At 62.9% G+C, this 20448-nt stretch carries 16 protein-coding genes; 9 read left to right on the top strand and 7 right to left on the bottom strand.

All coding sequences use genetic code 11. The features are described from left to right. Window positions 1-19 precede the first annotated feature (19 nt). The 7 genes from ABDB81_RS13830 to ABDB81_RS13800 all read left to right on the top strand — a co-directional run bounded on the left by ABDB81_RS13830 (window position 20) and on the right by ABDB81_RS13800 (window position 9315). Entirely contained in the window at window positions 20-1561 is a 1542-nt protein-coding gene (locus tag ABDB81_RS13830) for an acetolactate synthase large subunit (protein WP_346811673.1), read from the top strand. Window positions 1562-2156: 595 nt separating this feature from the next. Further along, a complete protein-coding gene (locus tag ABDB81_RS13825) occupies window positions 2157-3602 on the top strand; it encodes an amidase (protein WP_160471940.1) in 1446 nt (481 codons plus the stop codon). 70 nt (window positions 3603-3672) lie between these two features. Further along, entirely contained in the window at window positions 3673-5292 is a 1620-nt protein-coding gene (locus ABDB81_RS13820) for an ABC transporter substrate-binding protein (protein WP_346811644.1), read from the top strand. Window positions 5293-5340: 48 nt separating this feature from the next. Then, window positions 5341-6282, top strand: a complete 942-nt coding sequence (locus ABDB81_RS13815; RefSeq protein WP_160471936.1) for an ABC transporter permease — start codon at window positions 5341-5343, stop codon at window positions 6280-6282. A 25-nt stretch (window positions 6283-6307) separates the two neighbouring features. Beyond that, complete coding sequence (locus tag ABDB81_RS13810) at window positions 6308-7198, top strand: ABC transporter permease (protein ID WP_346811642.1); 891 nt, start codon at window positions 6308-6310, stop codon at window positions 7196-7198. A 31-nt stretch (window positions 7199-7229) separates the two neighbouring features. Then, window positions 7230-8891: an ABC transporter ATP-binding protein gene (locus ABDB81_RS13805; protein WP_346811640.1), complete on the top strand. Its 1662-nt coding sequence runs from the start codon at window positions 7230-7232 to the stop codon at window positions 8889-8891. 13 nt (window positions 8892-8904) lie between these two features. Further along, window positions 8905-9315 (top strand): hypothetical protein, encoded by a 411-nt coding sequence (locus tag ABDB81_RS13800; RefSeq protein ID WP_346811638.1) that lies wholly within the window; start codon window positions 8905-8907, stop codon window positions 9313-9315. 325 nt (window positions 9316-9640) lie between these two features. Here ABDB81_RS13800 and ABDB81_RS13795 read toward each other — a convergent pair whose 3' ends face one another. Beyond that, window positions 9641-9928 (bottom strand): barstar family protein, encoded by a 288-nt coding sequence (locus tag ABDB81_RS13795; protein WP_346811636.1) that lies wholly within the window; start codon window positions 9926-9928, stop codon window positions 9641-9643. 267 nt (window positions 9929-10195) lie between these two features. On the opposite strand from ABDB81_RS13795, the gene ABDB81_RS13790 reads away from it, so the two are divergent. Continuing rightward, the gene (locus ABDB81_RS13790) at window positions 10196-10636 is read left to right on the top strand and encodes a DUF2750 domain-containing protein (protein ID WP_346811634.1); all 441 of its coding nucleotides are present in this window, start codon (window positions 10196-10198) and stop codon (window positions 10634-10636) included. A gap of 191 nt (window positions 10637-10827) precedes the next feature. On the opposite strand, the gene ABDB81_RS13785 is transcribed toward ABDB81_RS13790, so the two are convergent. The 6 genes from ABDB81_RS13785 to ABDB81_RS13760 form a co-directional block, all read right to left on the bottom strand. Continuing rightward, window positions 10828-12186 carry an MFS transporter gene (locus ABDB81_RS13785; RefSeq protein WP_346811632.1) on the bottom strand — a complete coding sequence of 453 codons (1359 nt, stop codon included), beginning with the start codon at window positions 12184-12186 and terminating at the stop codon, window positions 10828-10830. Window positions 12187-12312: 126 nt separating this feature from the next. Next, window positions 12313-13128 (bottom strand): enoyl-CoA hydratase/isomerase family protein, encoded by an 816-nt coding sequence (locus ABDB81_RS13780; RefSeq protein WP_346811630.1) that lies wholly within the window; start codon window positions 13126-13128, stop codon window positions 12313-12315. A gap of 4 nt (window positions 13129-13132) precedes the next feature. Then, the gene (locus ABDB81_RS13775) at window positions 13133-14686 is read right to left on the bottom strand and encodes an AMP-binding protein (protein ID WP_346811628.1); all 1554 of its coding nucleotides are present in this window, start codon (window positions 14684-14686) and stop codon (window positions 13133-13135) included. Further along, window positions 14679-15257, bottom strand: coding sequence for a (2Fe-2S)-binding protein (locus ABDB81_RS13770; RefSeq protein WP_346811626.1), 579 nt, complete (start codon window positions 15255-15257; stop codon window positions 14679-14681). The genes ABDB81_RS13775 and ABDB81_RS13770 overlap by 8 nt, the downstream gene beginning before the upstream one ends. Then, window positions 15254-16069, bottom strand: coding sequence for an FAD binding domain-containing protein (locus tag ABDB81_RS13765; RefSeq protein ID WP_137928488.1), 816 nt, complete (start codon window positions 16067-16069; stop codon window positions 15254-15256). Before ABDB81_RS13765 ends, ABDB81_RS13770 begins: the two co-directional genes overlap by 4 nt. Continuing rightward, window positions 16066-19098, bottom strand: coding sequence for a molybdopterin cofactor-binding domain-containing protein (locus tag ABDB81_RS13760; protein ID WP_346811624.1), 3033 nt, complete (start codon window positions 19096-19098; stop codon window positions 16066-16068). The genes ABDB81_RS13765 and ABDB81_RS13760 overlap by 4 nt, the downstream gene beginning before the upstream one ends. A 274-nt stretch (window positions 19099-19372) precedes the next feature. Between ABDB81_RS13760 and ABDB81_RS13755 the strand changes: the two genes are divergently transcribed. Continuing rightward, on the top strand, window positions 19373-20284 hold the full coding sequence (locus tag ABDB81_RS13755) for a LysR family transcriptional regulator (RefSeq protein WP_137928490.1): 912 nt from the start codon (window positions 19373-19375) through the stop codon (window positions 20282-20284). Window positions 20285-20448: the final 164 nt, after the last annotated feature.

Below are 20448 nucleotides of genomic sequence, written 5' to 3'. Positions count from 1 at the left end.
CATGACGACAAGCCACTCCATGAATGGCGCGAAAAGCCTTGTCAAGACGCTGCTCGCGTCGGGCGTCGACACGTGCTTTGCCAATCCCGGCACCAGCGAGATGCACTTTGTTGCCGCGCTAGACGAGACGCCGGGCATGCAATGCGTACTCGGACTTCAAGAGAACGTTGTGACAGGCATGGCGGATGGGTACTACCGCATCGCCAGAAAGCCGGCTTGCACCCTGCTCCACTGTGGCCCGGGGCTGGCGAACGGTCTGGCAAACCTTCACAATGCGCGCCGGGCACGCAGCGGCATCGTCAATCTCGTTGGCGACCAGGCCACCTATCATCGACAGTTCGATGCGCCCCTGACCAGCGACATCGATGCGCTCGCCAGATCGGTTTCCACTTGGGTGCACATGTCCGCGAGCGCGCACGACGTTGCGCGAGATGGCGCGGCTGCGGTACAGGCGGCAAGCACCTATCCCGGCAACATTGCCACGCTCATCCTGCCATCCGATACCTGCTGGGAAGCCGCCGCGACTGTCGCAGCGCCTCTCCCGGCGGTTGCACCGCCGCCAGTCGATCCCTTTGCGTTGGAGAACGCTGCGAGGGTGCTGCGAACGCATGGCAGCGTACTGATGCTGCTGGCCGGCAACGCGGTGCTGGGCGATGCGCAGACAATCGCCTGGAGAATCGGTCACGCCAGCGGCGCTACCATCCGGGCGGACTTCGTGACGTCGCATCTGCGCCGGGGACGAGGATGCATGCAACTCCAGCGCATCCCTTACAACACCGATCATGCGGTCGATTTCCTCAAGCAGTTCGACCACATCATCCTTGTTGGTGCGATTCCCCCGGTTGCCTTCTTTGCCTATCCCGGAAAGCCTTCGCGCCAATACTCGCCCGATACGCAACTCCACGTCCTCTGCCGTCCAGACCAGGACGCCATGGCGGCGCTCGCATTGCTGGCGCAAGCCATCGATGCCCCCGTCGTACCGGTACCGGACCCCGGAGAAAGACCTCCGGTGGCAACCGGTGCGCCCACGCCTGAAGGGCTGGCTCAAACGCTATCTGCACTGATGCCGCCCGAAGCCATCGTTTCAGACGAGAGCATTACCTGGGCAAGGAGCTTCTACCAATACACGCATTCGGCTCCGGCCCATGATTGGCTTCATCTCGCCGGCGGCGCCATCGGCGACGGCCTGCCGGTTGCCACCGGCGCGGCCATCGCTGCCCGCCGCCAGCGCCGGGTCATCAGCCTGCAGGCTGACGGCTCTGCGATGTACTCGCTCCAATCCCTGTGGACGCAAGCGCGGGAACGCCTTCCCTGCACGACCATTCTCCTGAACAACCGGAAGTACAACATCCTCATCAACGAGTACAAGAGCGTTGGGGCGAATCCCGGCGAGACGGCCATGCGCATGCTGGATCTTTCGGATCCGGACATTGACTGGGTGAAGCTCGCGGAAGGGATGGGCGTGGAGGCTGCCAGCGCGACATCCCTGGAGCAGGTGGGGGATCTTCTGAAGGAGAGTTTCGCCAGACCCACGCCTTTCCTGATCGACCTGCGTATCTAGGCGTTCGCCCTCGATTTTGTTCTGCAGGAAGGGAACGAGAATTACCGAAAGACCTGCCTTTCGGTAATTCTCCATAATCGCTGCCAATATTTTTTCGAGAATGCCGCGTGTGTGAATGACACACGCGGCATTTTTCCATTCATGGCGTGAGCACATTATCACTGGGCCTTCTCCAACATGCACGTTTTAAGCGCCAATCGGGCACCGCTTCGGCACCCCGCGCACTGACGCGGTGCCCTTGTTTGGCAGGCAAAAAGGACGTCGCATTTGGGATCATCCACCGTCGCGTTTTGGTTTGGCCCGCGCCACATCGGCCCCTAGACTCGGTTCCAGCTTCAATCAACCGCGCTACTTGCGGGTGGCAACAGACCTGTTGCAAGGGCGGAGATGGCACCTCCCGCGAGGACCACGCGATGAGAGGAAACCAGAGCAGCGGGGACCCGAGATAGTCAGATCCTGGCTTCGCGTCCACCACCCGGCGTATTGGTTAATGCCCTGTTGAAAGGCGGCATACAACGTGCCGTTGCAATGAGCGAAAAATCGTCTTGATGATTATCACGCCTGAATCAGACATAAAAGGCGAACTGGGGGAGAGATGCAGTCGAACGAATATGAGAATCTCGATGGCCTGGCCCTGGCCGATCTGATCGAGCGCGGCGAGGTGACTTCCGCCGAGTTGATGGACTGCGCCATCGACCTGGCCGAACAGCGTAATCCCACGCTCAACGCCATCACGTATCCGCGCTTCGAGGAGTCTCGCGGGATCGCCGCGGACTGGATACCACGTGGCCCCTTCCGCGGCATACCGTTCCTGCTCAAGGACTCGGGATTTGCCCACAAGCGGTTTGCGTCGAGCATCGGCTCGAATCTGTTTAACGACACCACGTTCCAGTACAACGCCACCGTTGCCGATCGATTCGAGGCGGCCGGCCTGATACCGTTCGCGCGCACCACGGTGCCCGAGCTGTGCATGGCAGGCACGACCGAAGCCGTCCGCAATGGCGGACCGACCTTGAATCCGTGGGACGCAACGCGCTCGGTGGGCGGCTCGAGCGGCGGCGCGGCGGCGGCGGTGGCCGCGCGCATCGTGCCCGTCGCCCATGGCAGCGACGGCGGCGGCTCCATTCGCATTCCGGCCGCCTGCTGCGGTGTCTTTGGGCTGAAGCCATCGCGCGGGCGTGTGCCAATGGGTCCGGTGCGCGGCGAGGGCTGGGCCGGCATGGCAACGGACGGCGTGCTGAGCATGACGGTGCGCGACACCGCCGCAGCGCTGGACATGATTTGCGGCTACGAGGCTGGCGCGCCCTATGCCGCCCCGCCCCAGCCGAGATCCTTCCTCGACGCCGTGCGCGAGACAACGGTGCGACCACTCAGGATTGGCATCCTGCGTACTGGCTGGGAAGACATCGGCATTGCGCCCGAGTGCGATGCCGCCGTCAGCTTCACGGCGTCCCTGCTCGAGCAATTGGGGCACGACGTGTTCGAAGCCCAACTCCCCGCCATCGACTACAGCGGCTTTGTGCACGCCCACGGCAGCATCCTTGCCAGCAACATCGTGGTCGCCGTGGAGGCGCGCCTGAAGGTCCTGGGTCGCACCCTGCAAGACGGCGACCTGGAGCCGGTGCTCGTGGACGGCTACCAGGTGGGGAAAGGACTGGACGCAGCATCGTACGTGGACGCGGTAGCGCGACTGCATGGCGTGGGCCGAGCATTCGCCACAGCCATGGCGCAACTCGATGTGCTACTGACGCCAACCCTTGCCCAGCTCCCATGCAAGCTGGATTACCTCTCGCTGAGTCCGTCCGACAACCTCGGCTTCCGCGCCTACCGCACGCGTGCATCGACGTATTCGACGTTCCTTCCCGTGATCAACGGTGCAGGTCTGCCAGCGGCAAGCCTGCCGCTCTCGTGGACCCGCGAGGGGCTTCCGGTGGCTACCCAGTTGATCGGCCACTTCGGGTGCGAGGATACGCTGCTCGAACTCTCGGCACAGCTCGAACGCGTGGCGCCATGGGCAGCCCGTAAGCCGGTCTTCGCTTGATGGTCGTGCGCCACAACGATCCCCCCACGCTGTTCGCGTTTCGCCGTTCTCTCATCTTGAAGGTCCTGCCATGAACAAGAATTTGTTTGGGCTCGCGCGCATTCCCGCGCCGGCCGTCCTCGTCCCCGCCGTCCTGTCCGCCGCGGTCACGTTCGCAGGGATGCACGCCGCGCCCGCCCGCGCCCAGAACGAGACGATTGCGAAAGTCGTCATGCAGGCACCGCTGCGTGTTGTCGATCCCATCCTGACGAACGCCTATGTGACGCGTAACCACGGCTACATGGTCTTCGATACGTTGTTCGCACTGGATGCCAACGGCAAGCCGCAACCTGAAATGGTGGAAAGCTGGAAGGAAACACCTGACAAGCTCACCATGACGCTGACCCTGCGCAAGGACCTGAAGTTTCACGACGGTGCGCCGGTCACGGGCGAGGATGTCATCGCTTCGCTCAAGCGCTGGGCCGAGCGCGATGCATTGGGCCAACGCCTGATGGCAGCCACGGCAAAGCTCGAAAGCCCCGACCCCCGAACCGTCGTCTTCCGACTGAAGAAGCCATTCGGACTCCTGCTGGAGGCGCTGGCAAAGCCCGGCTCCCCCGTGCCGTTCATCATGCCCAAGCGCATTGCCGCTACGCCAGCTTCGCAACCCATCAGCGAGGTCATCGGATCGGGCCCCTACAAATTTGTCGCCGCGACGTTCCAGCCCGGGGTCAGGGCCTCGTACGTGAAGTTCGCCGACTATGTGCCACGCAAGGAGCCAGCAAGCGGGTTCGCGGGCGGCAAGGTCGCGGTGGTCGACCGGATCGAGATGGTCAACATCTCCGATGCGCAGACCGCCGTCAACGCGCTGCGTCGTGGAGAGATCGACTTCGTGGAGGACGTCCCTCCCGACCTGGTGTCGCAGTTGGAAGGGGTAAAGACGGTCGCGCTCAAGTCCTACGGCAAGAGCACGAACATGTTCACCCTCCGCATGAACTGGCTGCAACCGCCGTTCAACAACGTCAAGGTACGCCGCGCTGCGCTGGCCGCCTTGTACCAGGCCGACTATCTCGACGCCCAGATTGGCGACGGAAAGATGTATCAGGTATGCGGCGCGGTTCTGAGTTGCATGTCGCCTTACGCATCGGAGGATGGCGCCACGCAGACGAAGAAGCCAGATCTGGCACGCGCCAAGGCGTTGCTCAAGGAGAGCGGTTACGACGGCAGCAAGGTGGTGATCCTGCATCCGACGGACCTGCCTATCCTCGCCAGCCTGGCCTCCGTGACGGCGCAGGCGCTGAAGTCGATCGGGATGAACGTCGAGATCCAGTCGATGGACTGGGCCACCCTGCTGTCACGCTACTCGAAGAAGGACGGCGTGGCCCAGGGCGGCTGGAGCATCTTTCAGACCGGCTTCAGCAGCCTCGACCTGATGAACCCGATCACGAATCCGAACCTGGACGGTCGCGGTGAAGCCGGCTACGTCGGTTGGTCCAGGAGCGAGGAGATGGAAAAGCTCCGCGACCGGTTCGCCGACGAATCCGACCCCGCCACGAAGAAGCAGATCGCACTCGCCATCCAGAAGCTCAACTACGACCAGGTCTTCTTCATTCCCCTGGGCGCCTATTCCAAGGTCAAGGGCTATAACGCCGTAAAACTGGGAAGCATGACGGATGCCCAGATTCCCCTGTTCTGGTCTGGGAAGAAGTAAAGCACCTGCCGGGCGCGCGAAAGCTTCAACCAAAGGAGAGGCGAAGCAATGTTGGAAATTATTCTCAAACGACTACTGGCAGCGGTTCCCGTCATGCTCATCGTCGCCACGGTGGTGTTTCTGCTGCTTCGGCTCGCGCCAGGCGATCCGGCGCGCGTCATCGCCGGTGATATGGCAAGCGAGGAAGCCATCGCGCAAATCCGGACGGACATGGGCCTCGATCAGTCCATCGGTACGCAGTACGTGCGCTGGATGGCCGCCCTCTTGCAAGGCGATCTTGGCCAATCGGTCCAGACCCGGCAAAGCGTGGCTTCGCTGATCAAGGCGCGGCTCGGCCCGACCTTCTCGCTGGCTGCCTGGGCCATCCTGCTAACCATCGCGGCGGCGGTTCCGCTCGGGGTGCTGGCAGCCTGGCGGCATCGCAGCATCACCGATCGCGGCATCATGGCCGGGGCGGTACTGGCGTTCTCCGTGCCTGCATTCGTCGTGGGGTATCTGCTGATTCTCGTGTTCGCCGTGAAGCTGGACTGGTTGCCGGTGCAAGGGTATTCGCCGCTGGCGGACGGCGTGGGCGAGTATGCCGCCCACCTGGTGCTACCCACGGTGACGCTGGCGATGGTCTTTGTTGCCCTGATCACGCGAATCACGCGGGCCAGCATGCTGGATGTACTCGGCGAAGACTTCGTGCGTACCGCACGTGCCAAGGGCGTGACCGAACGCATCGTGCTGTTCCGCCACGCGCTGCGTAACGCCGCCATTCCGATCGTCACGATTGTGGGCGTTGCGCTCACCACGCTGATCAGCGGAGTGGTCGTGACGGAGACCATCTTCAACATCGCAGGTGTCGGCCGCCTGATTGTCGATTCGGTTCTCGCCCGCGATTACCCGGTCGTACAGGGAACCATCCTTTTCTTCTCGTTCATCTATGTCTTCATCAACCTGATGATCGACCTGGCCTACGTCGCCCTCGATCCGCGAATTCGGTATTGATCGCCGCCCGCCCCGGAGCTACCTGATGTCATCGTCCTCCCTGCCCTCACATTCGCTGGCCGCGCCGCCCTCCCAGCTTCGCGTGGCTGCCACTGCCGTGCTCAAAGATCCGGTGATGCTCGGGTCCCTGCTACTGCTCCTGCTGCTGGTCGCCGTCACGGTAGGGGCTCCTCTGCTGGCGCAACACGATCCCGGCGCCCTGACGCCACGCGCCCGGCTGAAGCCATCGTCCGAGGTCTACTGGCTGGGTACGGACTCGCTTGGCCGCGACCTGCTGTCACGCGTGCTATACGGCGGACGTCTCTCCATCACGCTCGCCGCACTCGTCAGCGCGATCTCCGTCGCCGCAGGTCTGTTCATCGGACTGGCAGCCGGCTATGTCCGCCAACTCGATGCGCCCATCATGCGCCTCATGGACGGCATCATGGCGATCCCAGGCCTGTTGCTGGCGGTGGCGATGGTTGCACTGGGCGGCGCGAATATCGTGACCATGGTCGCTGCCATTTCCGTCCCGGAGATTCCGCGCATCGCCCGCCTTGTGCGCAGCGTCGTACTGTCAGTCCGCGAGGAGCCCTACGTGGAGGCGTCTATCGGCGCTGGCACGCCGGCATTGAAAGTGCTGTGGCGACACATCATGCCAAGCACCATCAACCCCCTTGTCGTGCAAGCCACCTTTGTCTGCGCGGCGGCCATCCTGACCGAAGCCGTGCTGGGCTTTCTCGGTCTCGGGTTTCCACCGGAGATTCCCAGCCTGGGCAGCATCATCGCGGAAGGCCGCCCGTTCTTCCAGCGCGCGCCGTGGATCGTGCTCTACCCCGGTGTGTTCCTCGCCCTGCTGATCCTGGCCGTCAACATGTTTGGCGACGCCCTGCGCGATCGCCTCGACCCGCGTCTTTCCCGTCAATCCAAGGGCTGAAGCCATGAGCGACTCTTATTCCGGACCTGTCATGGCAAACAATCAGGACGACCTTCCGCGTACGCCGATCCTTGCTATCCGCAACCTCAAGGTCCGTCTGCCCGGCGGTGGCGATCGCCGTTATGCAGTGGATGACATTTCGCTCACCGTGCATGCCCGCGAGATCGTCTGCATCGTCGGTGAATCCGGCTCGGGCAAGTCCGTGACGTCCAGTGCCGTCATGGGCCTGCTTCCAAAGGGGATTCTCACGCTGGAGAGTGGCCAGATCCTGTTGGCCGGGCGCGATGTCACCCATGCAGGACTCGACGAACTGCAGAAGCTGCGCGGAAATCGCATGGCCATGATCTTCCAGGAGCCGATGACCGCGCTCAATCCCCTCATGCGGGTGGGCGACCAGATTGCAGAAGTATTCGAGTTCCACGGAAAAGCGCTAAGCCGTGACGCGGTCGCCGATCGCGTGCTGGCTTTGCTTACGGACGTCCGGCTACCCTCGCCCGAGACGTTGCGGCATGCCCACCCGCATCAGCTTTCGGGCGGCCAGCGTCAGCGCGTGATGATTGCGATGGCCCTTGCCATGGAGCCCGGCCTGATCATCGCCGACGAACCTACTACGGCACTTGACGTTACGTCGCAGGCCCAGGTGCTACGCTTGCTCAACGAACTGCGCGGCCGCCACGACAACGGGGTTCTGTTCATCACCCATGACTTCGATGTCGTGGCGGAGATTGCGGACCGGGTCGTGGTCATGCAATCGGGCCGTATCGTCGAACAGGGTACGGCGGCGGAAGTGCTCGAACACCCGCGTCATCCTTATACCCAGCGTCTGCTCGCTGCACGCCCGCGTGGCGACTTCCGCGCCGTGGCACGCCCACCTGCAGCGGCGCCTGTCCTGGAGGTACGGGATCTCACCTTGCGCTTTGAAACGAAATCGATTTTCAAGTCGAAGCGCCGAAGCGTGGACGCCCTCGGCGGCGTGTCATTGAAACTGGAGCGCGGAGAGACCCTCGGCATTGTTGGCGAATCGGGTTCGGGAAAGACCACGCTGGGACGTTGCCTGGCGCGTTTCGCAACCCCCACCTCCGGCGCGATCCTGCTCGATAACCAGCCGATCTCCGCACTCCGGGCGGGAGATGCGCGCAGTTACTGCAAACGCGTGCAGATGGTGTTCCAGGACCCGTTCCGCTCCTTCAATCCGCGCAGGACTGTTGGACGCACACTCGCCGAAGGTCCCATGAACTTTGGCGCGGACCGTCGGCAGGTCCATGCGCGCATGCTGGAGCTACTCGATCTGGTCAGCATGGACCCAAGCGCGCTCGACCGTTTTCCGCACGAATTCTCCGGCGGTCAGCGGCAACGCCTGTCGATTGCACGAGCGCTGATGATGGAACCGGAAATCCTGATTGCGGATGAAGCCGTTTCCGCGCTCGATGTGTCCGTCCAGGCGCAGATCCTGGACCTGTTCGAATCGATCCGCGAGCGCCTCGGCGTCAGCATGATCTTCATCACGCATGACCTTCGCGTCGCCGCACGCCTATGCCATCGCATTGCAGTCATGCAGCGCGGCAAGGTGGTGGAGATCGGAACCGCGCGTGACGTTTTCCTACGGCCCTCTACCCAGTACACGCGTGAACTTATAGCCTCCATTCCAGGCGAATCGGCAGCCGGGCAAACGACAAAAATAACAAATCACTAACATTGCATCGCCCATGCAAGATGGCCGCGGTCAGAGCCGAAAGCAGTCTCAGCCGGCACCACGCTACGGCCGCCTGAATGTCAACTCGTCGGATGCCGGCCCTGGCATCGACGAAGTCATGACGGTCGTATCCGGCGGACCTTTCACATGGATGTTCGTACTGCCAGACGCAACGGTTGCGCGTTTGACGGTGGATCGCATCGGCGAGAGCGGTCCCGCTGTGCGGCTAACTTATCCGGGTATGGGCACTCACGCAGGCTATATGGATCCGAAAGATGGGCTGATCGTAGCCTACGCTCATGGACCGGAAAGCTTTGTCATCCGCTTCGACGAAACGACGGCTCCCAACGCCAAACTGCTCAATACCAATCCATGGGTTGACTTCACAGGTCCTGTGCCGACACTTCGCACTAAAGTAAATTAAGGCAACGCCGGGCGTGGCTCGGCAGCAGCACATCATCAAGCGCGGAGTCAGGCTCGTCTCCGCACTTGATGACGACGACCTCACTAGTAAAGCTCTCGCTGGCCGAATTCGGAGGACAGCGATGACGGCTTGGATGTTCGGTGCGGTCATTCGTCCACGGCTCATGCAATGACTCCGTTGGGTCGACTACCGAAGTCCGGCCGGGCAGCGGGACCTGGAGGAAGGGGGACTTCCGCCTTCGGCCAGAAGCGGCCTTCGGGTTGTCCGAGGAGAGTCGGCTGACGCACCCGGATTCTCCGCACTTGATGACTATGTGCCAGGCCTTTCAAACGCACTCAATCCGCGATGCGAAGCATGGATATTGACGAGCAGCATTTGCCAGGCAATTGACCATCAGCTTCGCGTCGCTCGGAAAACGTCGCTCGAATTCCATCCAGTTCTTTAGCCGGAGAACAAGGGGCATTTCGACAAGCGCAGTGATGGCATCCCAAAACGCGTCCCAGTTCCTTCCGTACCAATCAGGGAACTCCAACTGCGTCATCAATCTCGTGTGCAACTGCGCGACGGACTCAATGTCACCAAGTTCGATCTCCACAATTTCGTGACGTGCCATGATCCCCCTTGAATAGGGTCTTCAGTGTATGCCGAGTGGCGGGCTCATTATATTGCCCGTCCAAGTGAGTGACTGTTGTTGAGAGTCTTGAAGGTCCGCTCAGGGTCGACTACGGAAGTCTGGCCCGGCAGCCAGGCCTGGTGGTCGGCTGACTTCCGGATTCGGCCACTAGCGGCCCTTGAGGTATCCTCTCGCCGAGTTTCGCCCCCCTCTTCAGCCCAAAGTTGGGTATCACTAGAATGCGCATGCGACCCGAACTGCTCGACGATGTCGACGGGAGCAGATCCAACAACCGCTGCTGACCGATCTGGCAATATTCTAGGCACAGCAGATGACCGTAAAGCCGAAATGAGTACTGCCGCGTCCCAAGCTTCCGCCTTCTATCGCGAGATCGCTGAGTCGGGAGTGATTTGGTCTATCCGCGACGACAATGGTTTCCCAGCACCGCTCACCTTCACCGGCAGGCGGGCCATGCCGTTTTGGTCGAGCGAATCAAGAGCGCTGGTGGTGATTGGAGGCGTCGCTGCGTATCACGGCTTCCGCCCGGTGGCCATCTCGTGGAACGATTTTCGGGAACGTTGGATTCCGGGACTCACTCGCGACGAACTGCTCACGGGCATCAATTGGTCTGGCCCCCGGGCAATCGGCTTTGACATCCTGCCCAGTGATCTTGCGAGAAACGTGGAAGCACTGCGCAACTCAGGCTAACTTGAACATTCGCTAAGGGGTCGGCTCTTGCCGTCTGGCCCGGGCTTGTCAGCGGGCGGCGTCGATCACGCGCGTGCCGGCCAATCTGGGACATTCATCGTTCCGCGTATGGACGGCTCATCAGCGAAGTACATGGATCATCGCGCCGTCCCATACATCGCGGAACGATTCCCGGAAACGACGGACCGTACCTATTTCTCGCCAAGGCGACCCAGTGTCTCCGGCACGATGACGGCGCCCGCCAAATAAATCAGCGTGACGACCCCGAGGAAAATGCTGAGGGTCAGCGGAAGATCTGCTGGCGTGCGGGCAGAAAGCGAGGCAAGCGTGGGCATCATCCCACCAATGGCGAAGCCGATGTTCCAGGACAGACCGGTACCGGACGCACGGATGCTGGTGGGAAACCGCTCGTTCAGGAAGATCAGGATGGGCGCGAAACCCGCGCACCCCAGCATCGAAAGCGCCACGGCATAGACGCCGCGCATCGTCGAGGTTGGCGCGGCAGCCATCCACTGATAGAGCATCGGCATCAGAATCAGGCTGGCGAAGCCGATCACCAGGAACGCTTTCTTGCGCCCCACCAGCGTGCTGAAATGCCCCGCCGCTACCGACGCCACGATCACACCGAGGCTACTCGCCATCAGAATGGCTGACGATTCGCCAGGCGATGCCTTGACCACCACCTTGAGGAAGGTGGGAAGGTAACCGGATGTCAGGTAGTACGCACTGCCACCGCCCACGGTCAACAGGATGTTGGCGAGCAGAATGCCACGGTACTCACGTGAGAACAGGGTCCGCAGCGGATGCGCCTGCTTTGGCTGCCCACTGGATTTTTTCGCGGCCTGCAGTTGCTTCCACAGCGGCGATTCCTCCAGCGAGTTGAAGATCACAAGACCCAGCACGGAGCTGAGAATGCCGGCGAAGAACATGCAACGCCATCCCCATGCGTCAAAGGCGTCGCCAGGAAAGAGCGCCGTCATTGCCATGTACGTGACGGAAGCCAGCAACGCACCAATGCCCGCGCCGCCGCCGCCCACCAGGCCGGACACCGCGCCGCGCCACGACGGTGGCACCGATTCCGTGCCGATTGTATGGGTGGAAGCCACCACGCCCCCAACGAAGACACCCTGTATGAGCCGCAGCAGAATGAACAAGACCGGCGCGAACATGCCAATCTGGTTGACGGTGGGCAGCAATCCGAACGCAGCCGTGGACAGGCCCACACCCGTCACGGCCACGACCATCGCACCCTTGCGGCCATTGCGATCCGCGTAGGCGCCGAAGATCGCCGAGCCGAGCGGCCGCATCAGCAGCGTGACGGCAAACGACGCATACACGGCAGCGAGCGAGAGCATCGCCTGTTCAGACGGAAAGAACAGCTTGCCGATCACCGGGGCCACGAACAAGAGAATGAACAGGTCGAACAGGTCAAGCGCCCAACCCATGCAGGATGCCGTCACTGCACCCAGCACCTGCCTGTTACTTGCGGCCACTGGCGCCGCACTTTGCGCGCCGTCCGACGGCACCGCCTGGTTTGCCAGCACTTTCATCTTTGTCTCCTGGTGTTTCTAGTTTTCTTTGACGAGTGCGGGCGACACTCGCGTGGAGCGTCGCCTTCCCTCGTTATCGATCGATGTGCGCCCCGAAGGGGGCCTAAGGGGGCCGACGGCGTACGATCAGCGTCCGCGGAACTCGGCCTTGCGCTTGGCGTGGAACGCCTCGACGCCTTCGCGGAAATCCTCCGAACTGCGCAACCGGCTGTAGCAATGCCCTTCCAGTTCGATGGCGATGGACAGCGGCGCGTCCTCGGTATCGTTCAGGAGCTTCTTGGCGGTTCGTTGCGCCAGCGGCGAGAAGGCGCGCAGTTCGTCGACCAGCGCATCCGTAGCGGCCTCCAACTCGGCATCTGCCACGCAGTCCACTGCAATGCCCCATTCGTATGCCTGCTGGCCGCGGATGCGGCGCGAGCGCATGACGATGTCTTTCGTGCGGCCCACCCCCACCATTTTCTGAAGCCGTGCGGAGCCTCCCGATCCCGGAATCTGTCCGAGCTTCTGCTCCGGCAGTGCGTATTCCGTGGTGTTGGTGGCGATGCGGAAATCGCAAGCCAGCGACAACTCGAAGCCCACGCCGAAACAGTAGCCACGGTTGGCTGCAATCACCGGCTTGCCGCATCGCGTGGGCGCCGCCACATTCCACGCGAGCTTCGATACATGCTCGGGCGAGGCTTCGAGGAAGCCGCGGATGTCGCCACCGCTGGAGAAGTGCCGGCCCTCCCCCCGCAGCACGATGACTCGCACCCGGTCATCGGCATCCAGCGCCTCGAATGCGGCCCGCAACTGGTCGCGTGCAGCCATCGAGATCACGTTGTAAGGGGGACGGTGCAGGACGATGTCCGCGCGTTCGCGCGCGGGATCGATCGTGACGGAGAAGCCATCGAGTTCCTGCAGGCGCTGCTGGTCGGGATGAATCAATCGGAATTCCTGGGTCATGTCGTTACTCCGTGATGGGATCGCTATAGGGAAGGGATGAAATGGCGTGGTACTCGCCCGCCGACAGCTTGCGGCGCAGGATCTTGCCGACGGGCGATTTCGGGATGTCATAGACAAACACGTAGCCGCGCGGACGCTTGAAGTTGACGAGATCGGAACCGCGGCAGTAGTCGTCCAGTGCCTGGGCATCCACCGCGCCCCGTGGCTTGACGAATGCCACCACCTTCTGTCCCCAGCGCGCATCGGGCACGCCAGCCACGGCTACCTCATCGACGCCTGGGTGCAGCGACAGCACCGATTCGATGTCGGCGGGCGAGATGTTCTCGCCGCCGCTGATGATCATGTCGTCCACGCGACCGGTAACGTACAGGTCGCCATCGGCATCGAAGTAGCCAATGTCGCCAGTGAAATACCAGCCGTCGCGCAGGGATTTCGCATTGGCGTCGTCGCGGTTCCAGTAACCCTCGAACGCTTCGTCGCCGCGCAGGTCGGCAATGATCTGGCCTTCCTCGCCGGTTGCCACAACATCTTCTGGCGAGTCAGCGTCGAGCCGGGCAATGCGCAGCCGCGTGTTCAGGCCAGCACGGCCGGCACTGCCGGGCTTGCGCGGTGCGTCCTGGTGGATGCTGCAGGTATAGACCTCGGAGGATCCATAGTGATTGACGAAGAGTTCTGGCCGGAACGCGTCTTCCAGCCGGTTCAGGAGCCCATCGTTCATGGCGGCGCCAGCGAAACCGAGCTTCGTGACGGTGCGCACGTCCGTGCCCGCGAAGGCCGGGTCCGCCAGCAGGTCGTGGTAGAGCGTAGGCACCAGATAGAGACAACTCACCCGATGCGTGGTAATTGCCTGCAGCGCCTGCGACGCATTCCATCGCCGCACGCAGACAAACAGCCCGTCGACCAACGCCATGGCCAGCAGCGAGCGCACACCCATCGTGTGATACAGCGGCATGACGCCGAGGGTCCGTTCGCCATGCCGGTACAGGTTCTGCGCGACGTGCGCCAACGCTGCTGCACGTTCCTGCCGGTGGCGGCGCGGCACGCCCTTGGGTCTGCCGGTGGTGCCGGAGGTGTACAGCATGAGCGATACATCGCCGGCTTCGGCCAGCGCGCCCTCGCCATGGGGCGTCGCGCCCAGAAGCAGGTCGAATGAGAGCGAGCCGCCGGGTGCATCGTCCAGACCAATGCAGGGAATATCGCCCGCGCCATCGCAGTCCAGCACGGCATCGGCGCTCACCGGTTCGTACACCAGCGCCTTCACGGCGGCATCACGCAGGCAGTAGTCCAGTTCATCCGGCTTGGCGCGCCAGTTCAACGGCACGATGACGATGCCCGCAAACTGGCATGCCCAATGCAGCGTCGCCATCTCCCAACGGTTCTGCAACAGCGTGACGATGCGATCGCCGGGGTGCAGGCCCATATCCAGCAGGCCGGCGGCCACGCAGCGGATGCGCGGCAGCCACTGCTCGTAGGTCAGCATCAACTCGCCGTCGACGATGGCAAGTGCGCGAGGACTCCGCTCCACGCTTTGCAGAAAGGTCCGACCGAGATCAAGCATGGCAAGGCTCCCCGGCGGCGGATCGGGCGCTCTCGCTCTGGCGCGCTTGCGCACGGCTGGCCGCCACGTCGAGCACGGCGGCGACAATCGGCGTGTATCCGGTGCAGCGGCACAGGTGGCCGGACAGCATGTCGCGAACCTGTGCCTCGGTTGGCTGCGGCACGCGTTCCAGGTAGTCCGCGCATGACATCAGGATGCCCGCGGTGCAGAAGCCGCACTGCAGCGCGTGATGGCGCCGGAATGCTGCCTGCAAATCGCCCAGACCTGCGTCGGACCCGAGTCCTTCGACAGTCTCGATGTCACGGCCATCGGCCTGAACGGCCAGCATCAGACACGAACGCGCGGCCACACCATCGACGCGAACCGTGCAGGCACCGCAGACGCCGTGCTCGCAGCCCACATGGGTGCCGGTGGCACCGAGTCCGTGACGCAGGAAATCGGACAACAGTTCGCGCGATTCGCACTGGCCTGTCCTGTTCGCGCCATTCAGGGTCAAGGTGATGTTGTGGCGCTCGTCACGCCGCATCACCGGGAACGCACTCACCGGTGCGGCCTTGGGGGTCTTGCTCATCTTGCCTCCTCGATTACGCGCATGCCCAACTGCCGCACCAGATGCCGGCGGTACTGCGCGCTGATATGGGCGTCGTCCTGCGCGCCCAGCTTCCAGCTAAAGTCGTTGATCGCATCCAGCAGCGCCTTGCCATGCAGGCGCGGCCATGTCTCCAGCACGGGCCGGTCCGATACGCCACCCACTGCGAGCGCGATGGCGTCGTCAGTGACCACGGCAGCGCAAGCGACCAAGGCAAAATCACCATGCCGCGCCGAGAACTCGGAGAAGCCATATCGCGCGCCCGGCTTCCGCAGCGGAAAGCGGACCGCCTCGACCAGTTCGTCCGGCTCACGGCATGTCATCAGCATCCCTTGGAAGAAATCGGACGCGGGCAGCACGCGGCGGCGGCGCTGCGAACGCAGTACAACCTCGCCACCCAGCGCGGTCAGCACGAGCGGCAGTTCGGCGCTCGGATCGGCGTGCGCGATGGAGCCGCACACCGTGCCGCGATTGCGAATCTGGAAATGAGAAATGTGCGGAAAGGCCATGGCGAGCAACGGAACCTCGTCCATCAAGGACGGCCGCCATTCCACGCGGCCCTGCGTGGCGGCTGCACCCACCACGAGCTTTCCGTCCTCGACACGCACGGTGTCCAGCTCCGTGGTACGCGAGATATCCACGAGCAGTTGCGGCTGCGACAAACGCATGTTCAGCACGGCCATCAGCGACTGTCCGCCTGCCATCACGCGCACTCCGTCGTCGCCCGAGGCCAGTGCTTGCAGCGCATGCTCCGTCGTTTCGGCACGCAGGTAATCGAATGCTGCGGGCTTCATTTGCGCACTCCCAGTCGCACCAGCAGGCGCGTGATCCAGCCTGGCCTGGAGGTCGGCTTGCCACTGGCTTGCCGGCCGAGCGATTCGAACAACTGGCGCAGCACCACCTTGGCGGCACCTTCAAGCATGCGGCCGCCGACTGCGGCGACTTTCCCGGATACCTCGGCCTCGTAGTCGTACGTCAGCCGCGTGCCAGAGCCATGTGGTGCCAACTCGACCAGCCCTGCTCCGCGCGCACTTCCCAGCGACGACAGACCCGCCCCTTCGAGACGCAGCCGATGGGGTGGCTGCAGGTCCGACAGCGCGATCTCGGCTTCATAGCGCGCCTTGATCATGCCGATCCCTACGGTTACGTCAGCGCGATAGCGGTTGTCGCCGATGCGTGTAAGGGCGTGGCACCCCGGCACGACGTTGGCGAGGGCGACCGGGTCCAGCAGGACGGCAAAGATGGCCTCCGGCGTTGCATCCAGATCTACCGAGCCGCGCGCGGTCAGTGCCTTGCCACGCTCTCCGCCTTTGCCATTTGCCGGGGCGTCTCCAGATGCTTCGGCCAGCGCGGGCGTCGACGGCGGCGGATCGTCGAAGCCGATCATCGACATCACCTTGGCAGGTACGAGCGGCAGGCGTATATCGCTCACGCCGAGCGCATCCGCCACCGCGTTGGCGATGCACGGCGGCGTGCTCATGTTGTTGCCTTCGCCCAGGCCCTTTGCACCGAGAGGTGTGAAAGGGCTCGGTGTTTCCAGATGGACGATCAGCGGGTCAGGCACCTCGCAGGTGGTGGGCATCAGATAGTCCGCCAGCGTGCCGGACTGGAAGCTGCCATCGGCGCCATACCGCAGCTCTTCCATCAGTGCCGCGCCAAGCCCCTGCGCGAACGCGCCGCGGATCTGCCCATCGGCCAGTGCCGGGTTGAGTAGCTTGCCGGCGTCGTGCGCGGTGACATAGCGGTCGATGCGAACGCGTCCAGTCGCCCGATCGATCTCCACACCGCAAAGGTCGAAAACAAAGCCATAGCAGGCGGAAGTATTGACGCGATCCTGTTCGTCCGGCGCATCGAGGTTGGGCGGAGACCAGAAGACCGTTTCGCGAAGACCTGGCTCCTCGCCTGCCGGCAACAACTGCGGCGACCAGTGCGGCGCATTGCTGGCTGCGCGTGCGAACGGCACGGCAGTATCGGGAGCACCGTTGCGCTGAATGCGGCCATCGGCAAAGTCGATATCGGCAGGCTCGCAACCCAGTTGGGAGGCGACGATGCGCGCCAGCTTCTCGCGTACCCGCATAGCCGCCAGATGCACGGTGCCGGCGACGGCACCGGCGAAACGGCTGGAGTAGTTGCCGGCCGCGACCGACCAAGCATCCTTGTGGGTATCGAATTCGACGTTGACGACAACATCGTTCGGGTCAACGCCCAGCACGTCGGCCACCACCTGCGCGCAGACCGTCATGTGTCCCTGGCCTGCCGGGGTGGATGCGATGGTCACCACCACGCCGCCAAGCAGGTCCACGCTGACCGTCGCGCTGGCAATGGCACCATTCTTCGGACCGGCCTTGCGACGGGCCTCCACCGGCGTGGCCGTGGTGATGTAGCCCATGTTGGACACCGAGGGCTCGACAATGGCTGCAAACCCGATGCCGTACAACCTGCCGTCCGCACGCGCGGCATCCCGTCGCGATTTCAGTTCGTCGTAGCCACCAGCTTCCAGCGCGCGAGACATCGCCAGTGGGTAGTTGCCGGAATCGAGCAGCGCGCCCGCTGCCGCGTGATAGGGAAACGCATCGGCCGGAACAAAGTTTCGACGATAGACATCGAGCGGGTCCAGACCGAGTTCCACGGCGATCCGCTGGATCAAACGTTCCAGTGCAAAGTACACCTGCGGCCCGCCGAAACCGCGCACGAGGCCGGTCGGCGTCTTGTTGGTCAAGACCACGCGGTTGCGCACCAACAGGTTTGGAATCGCATAGGCGCCCGTCAGCAGGCCGTGCATGCGATAGAACGTGGCGGGTTCCGGCGCACGCAGGTAACCGCCGCAATCTTCAAGCTGGTCATACGACAGCGCGACGATGCGGCCATCTGCCTCGACTGCTGCTTCCAACGTAGACAGCCGAGCCGTTGCAGAGGTGGCCGCCGTCAGATGTTCGAGACGATCTTCCACCCACTTCACCGGTGCCCCTGCCTTGCGCGAGGCCAGACACATCAGGACGACATAAGGAAACACCGCCTGCTTGACGCCGAAGCTGCCGCCTGAGTCGCGCGGCGCCACATGGCGCAGGCGATTGGCCTGCACGCCCAACGCCATCGCCATCACGGCGTGCAGGGAGAACGGCCCCATGAAGTTCGATGTCACCTGGTAGCCTTCGTTACCCGACAGATGTTCGGCAACAACCACCCCGCATTCGATCGGCGTGCAGGTGCTGCGTGGGTAGTGGGCCGTCAACGATACGCGGTGCGGCGCTGCCTGGAATGCGGCCTCCGGCTCCCCATAACGGAAATGACGATCGCTGACGATGTTGCTGTCGAGCTTGGGATGGAGCACCGGTGCGTCCTCGGACGCTGCGGCCTCGATAGAAACCAGCGGGGGCAGCACCCTGTACCCCACTCTTATCAGGTCAAGCGCGTCTTCTGCCAGCGCGCGACTTTCCGCCACGACAACTGCCACCGGCTCCCCGACGTATCGGACACGGTCCATGGCAAGCGCCCATTGCTCCATGGGCAACTTCACGCCGACCACGAAGGGCCGGGACCAGGCGGGAAGATCGGCGCCGGTCAGGATGGCGCGCACGCCCGGCGCCTTGAGCGCGGCAGCGGCGTCGATGACGCCCAGTTCGGCATGCGCATGAGGCGAGCGCAGTACCGCAGCGTGCAAGGTGCCGGGCCGAACGCCGAGGTCATCGGCAAACCGGCCCCTGCCACTCAGGATGGCGGGGTCTTCAAGGCGCTCCATCGGCCGGCCAACGTGCCGTGCCGGCGATAACGCCTGTGTCTCCTGTGCCGTGCCGGTCATGTCGCCAGCATCGAATCTCTTCATTTGCTACTCCAGTCTGCGGGTCAGCTCCGGGCCGATGGGCCACTGGAACCGTGCAACGTCAGACGGAGATTAGAGAGATTGCGATATAACGACTAATATTGTTTTTTGATTCGGTCCATCATTTCATATGATATGAAGAACATATGCTTTGAGACATCCTCAAAGCCTGGAAATAGGCGGCCACGGCGCATCGCCGCATGCGCGTCTATATTTTGCGCTAGCGCGCGTCATCATAAATATTGATGTATTGACCAAATAATGACTGATATCGGCAATGGACCTTAAACAGATTCAGTACTTCTTTGCCTTGTTCGAAGATGGGTCGGTGACCCGCGCGGCCAAGCGCCTGAATATCGTGCAGCCGGCACTGAGCATGCAGATTGCCCGACTCGAAGAAGAGTTCGATCAGAAGTTGTTCGAGCGCATTCCACATGGCATGGTCCCCACGCCAGCGGGCCGCATGATGTATCGCCTGTTCCTGCCGATCATGCGTGACATTGCCGGCGCCCGGCAGCAGATGATGCAGCGCGAAGAACAGATGGCGGGGCACATCACCATTGGCATGGTGGCCTCGGAGACCGAGAGCGTGCTGGTGGATTCGCTGGCACGTTTCAACCAGCGATATCCGAACGTGGAGGTGTCCGTTGCGGACGGCATGAGTGCGGCGCTGATGGATCTGGTTGCCGCAGGCCAACTCGATGCAGCCGTGCTTCATTTGCAGCGCGGCCGCCCGTCGCTCCAGGTGCTGCCCATGCACGACGAAGAAATGGTGCTGGTGGCAAGTGCCAGTCACGGCCCGGTGCTGCCGGAATCCGTGGAGATGGCAAGGCTCCCCGCCCTGGAACTCGTGCTACCCACCAAGCGGCACGGCCTGCGCGTGGTGCTCGACACCGCCACGCAGGCCCAGGACGTCACGCTTTCCCCCAAGTTCGAGATCGATATTCTCGGCACCATCGTGCGGTTCGTGGAAGCCACGCGTTTTGTCACAGTGCTTCCGCGCATTATCGTGCAACGTGCGGTGGATGACGGCAGGCTGCGCATGCACACCATCGTCGCACCGCGCATTGTCCGCCATCTCGTTTGCGTCAGCCATCCACTCAGGCCACTCAGTACTGCAACCGAAGCGTTGATTTCCATCGTCACAGAGGAAATCAAACGCGTATGCGGCGTGCCTGAGTCCAAATAGCGCCGCGCGCATGAGGCCAGGTGTTCCTTCGCGGGCCTGCCAAGAGGCGACGGCATGCTCTCGACGGGGATGGGTTCGGAGCTCCGCTCTGCCCGCGCCGAGCGGCGCGGGGCTTCTCACTGGTTGCCCAAGTCCACAGATACGCGTCGCGGAAACCCGCTCCA

Source organism: Cupriavidus sp. DL-D2, from assembly GCF_039710735.1.
Lineage (GTDB): Bacteria > Pseudomonadota > Gammaproteobacteria > Burkholderiales > Burkholderiaceae > Cupriavidus.
Note: the sequence above shows the minus strand (reverse complement) of the source record. Positions and strands in the feature narration are given on the sequence as shown.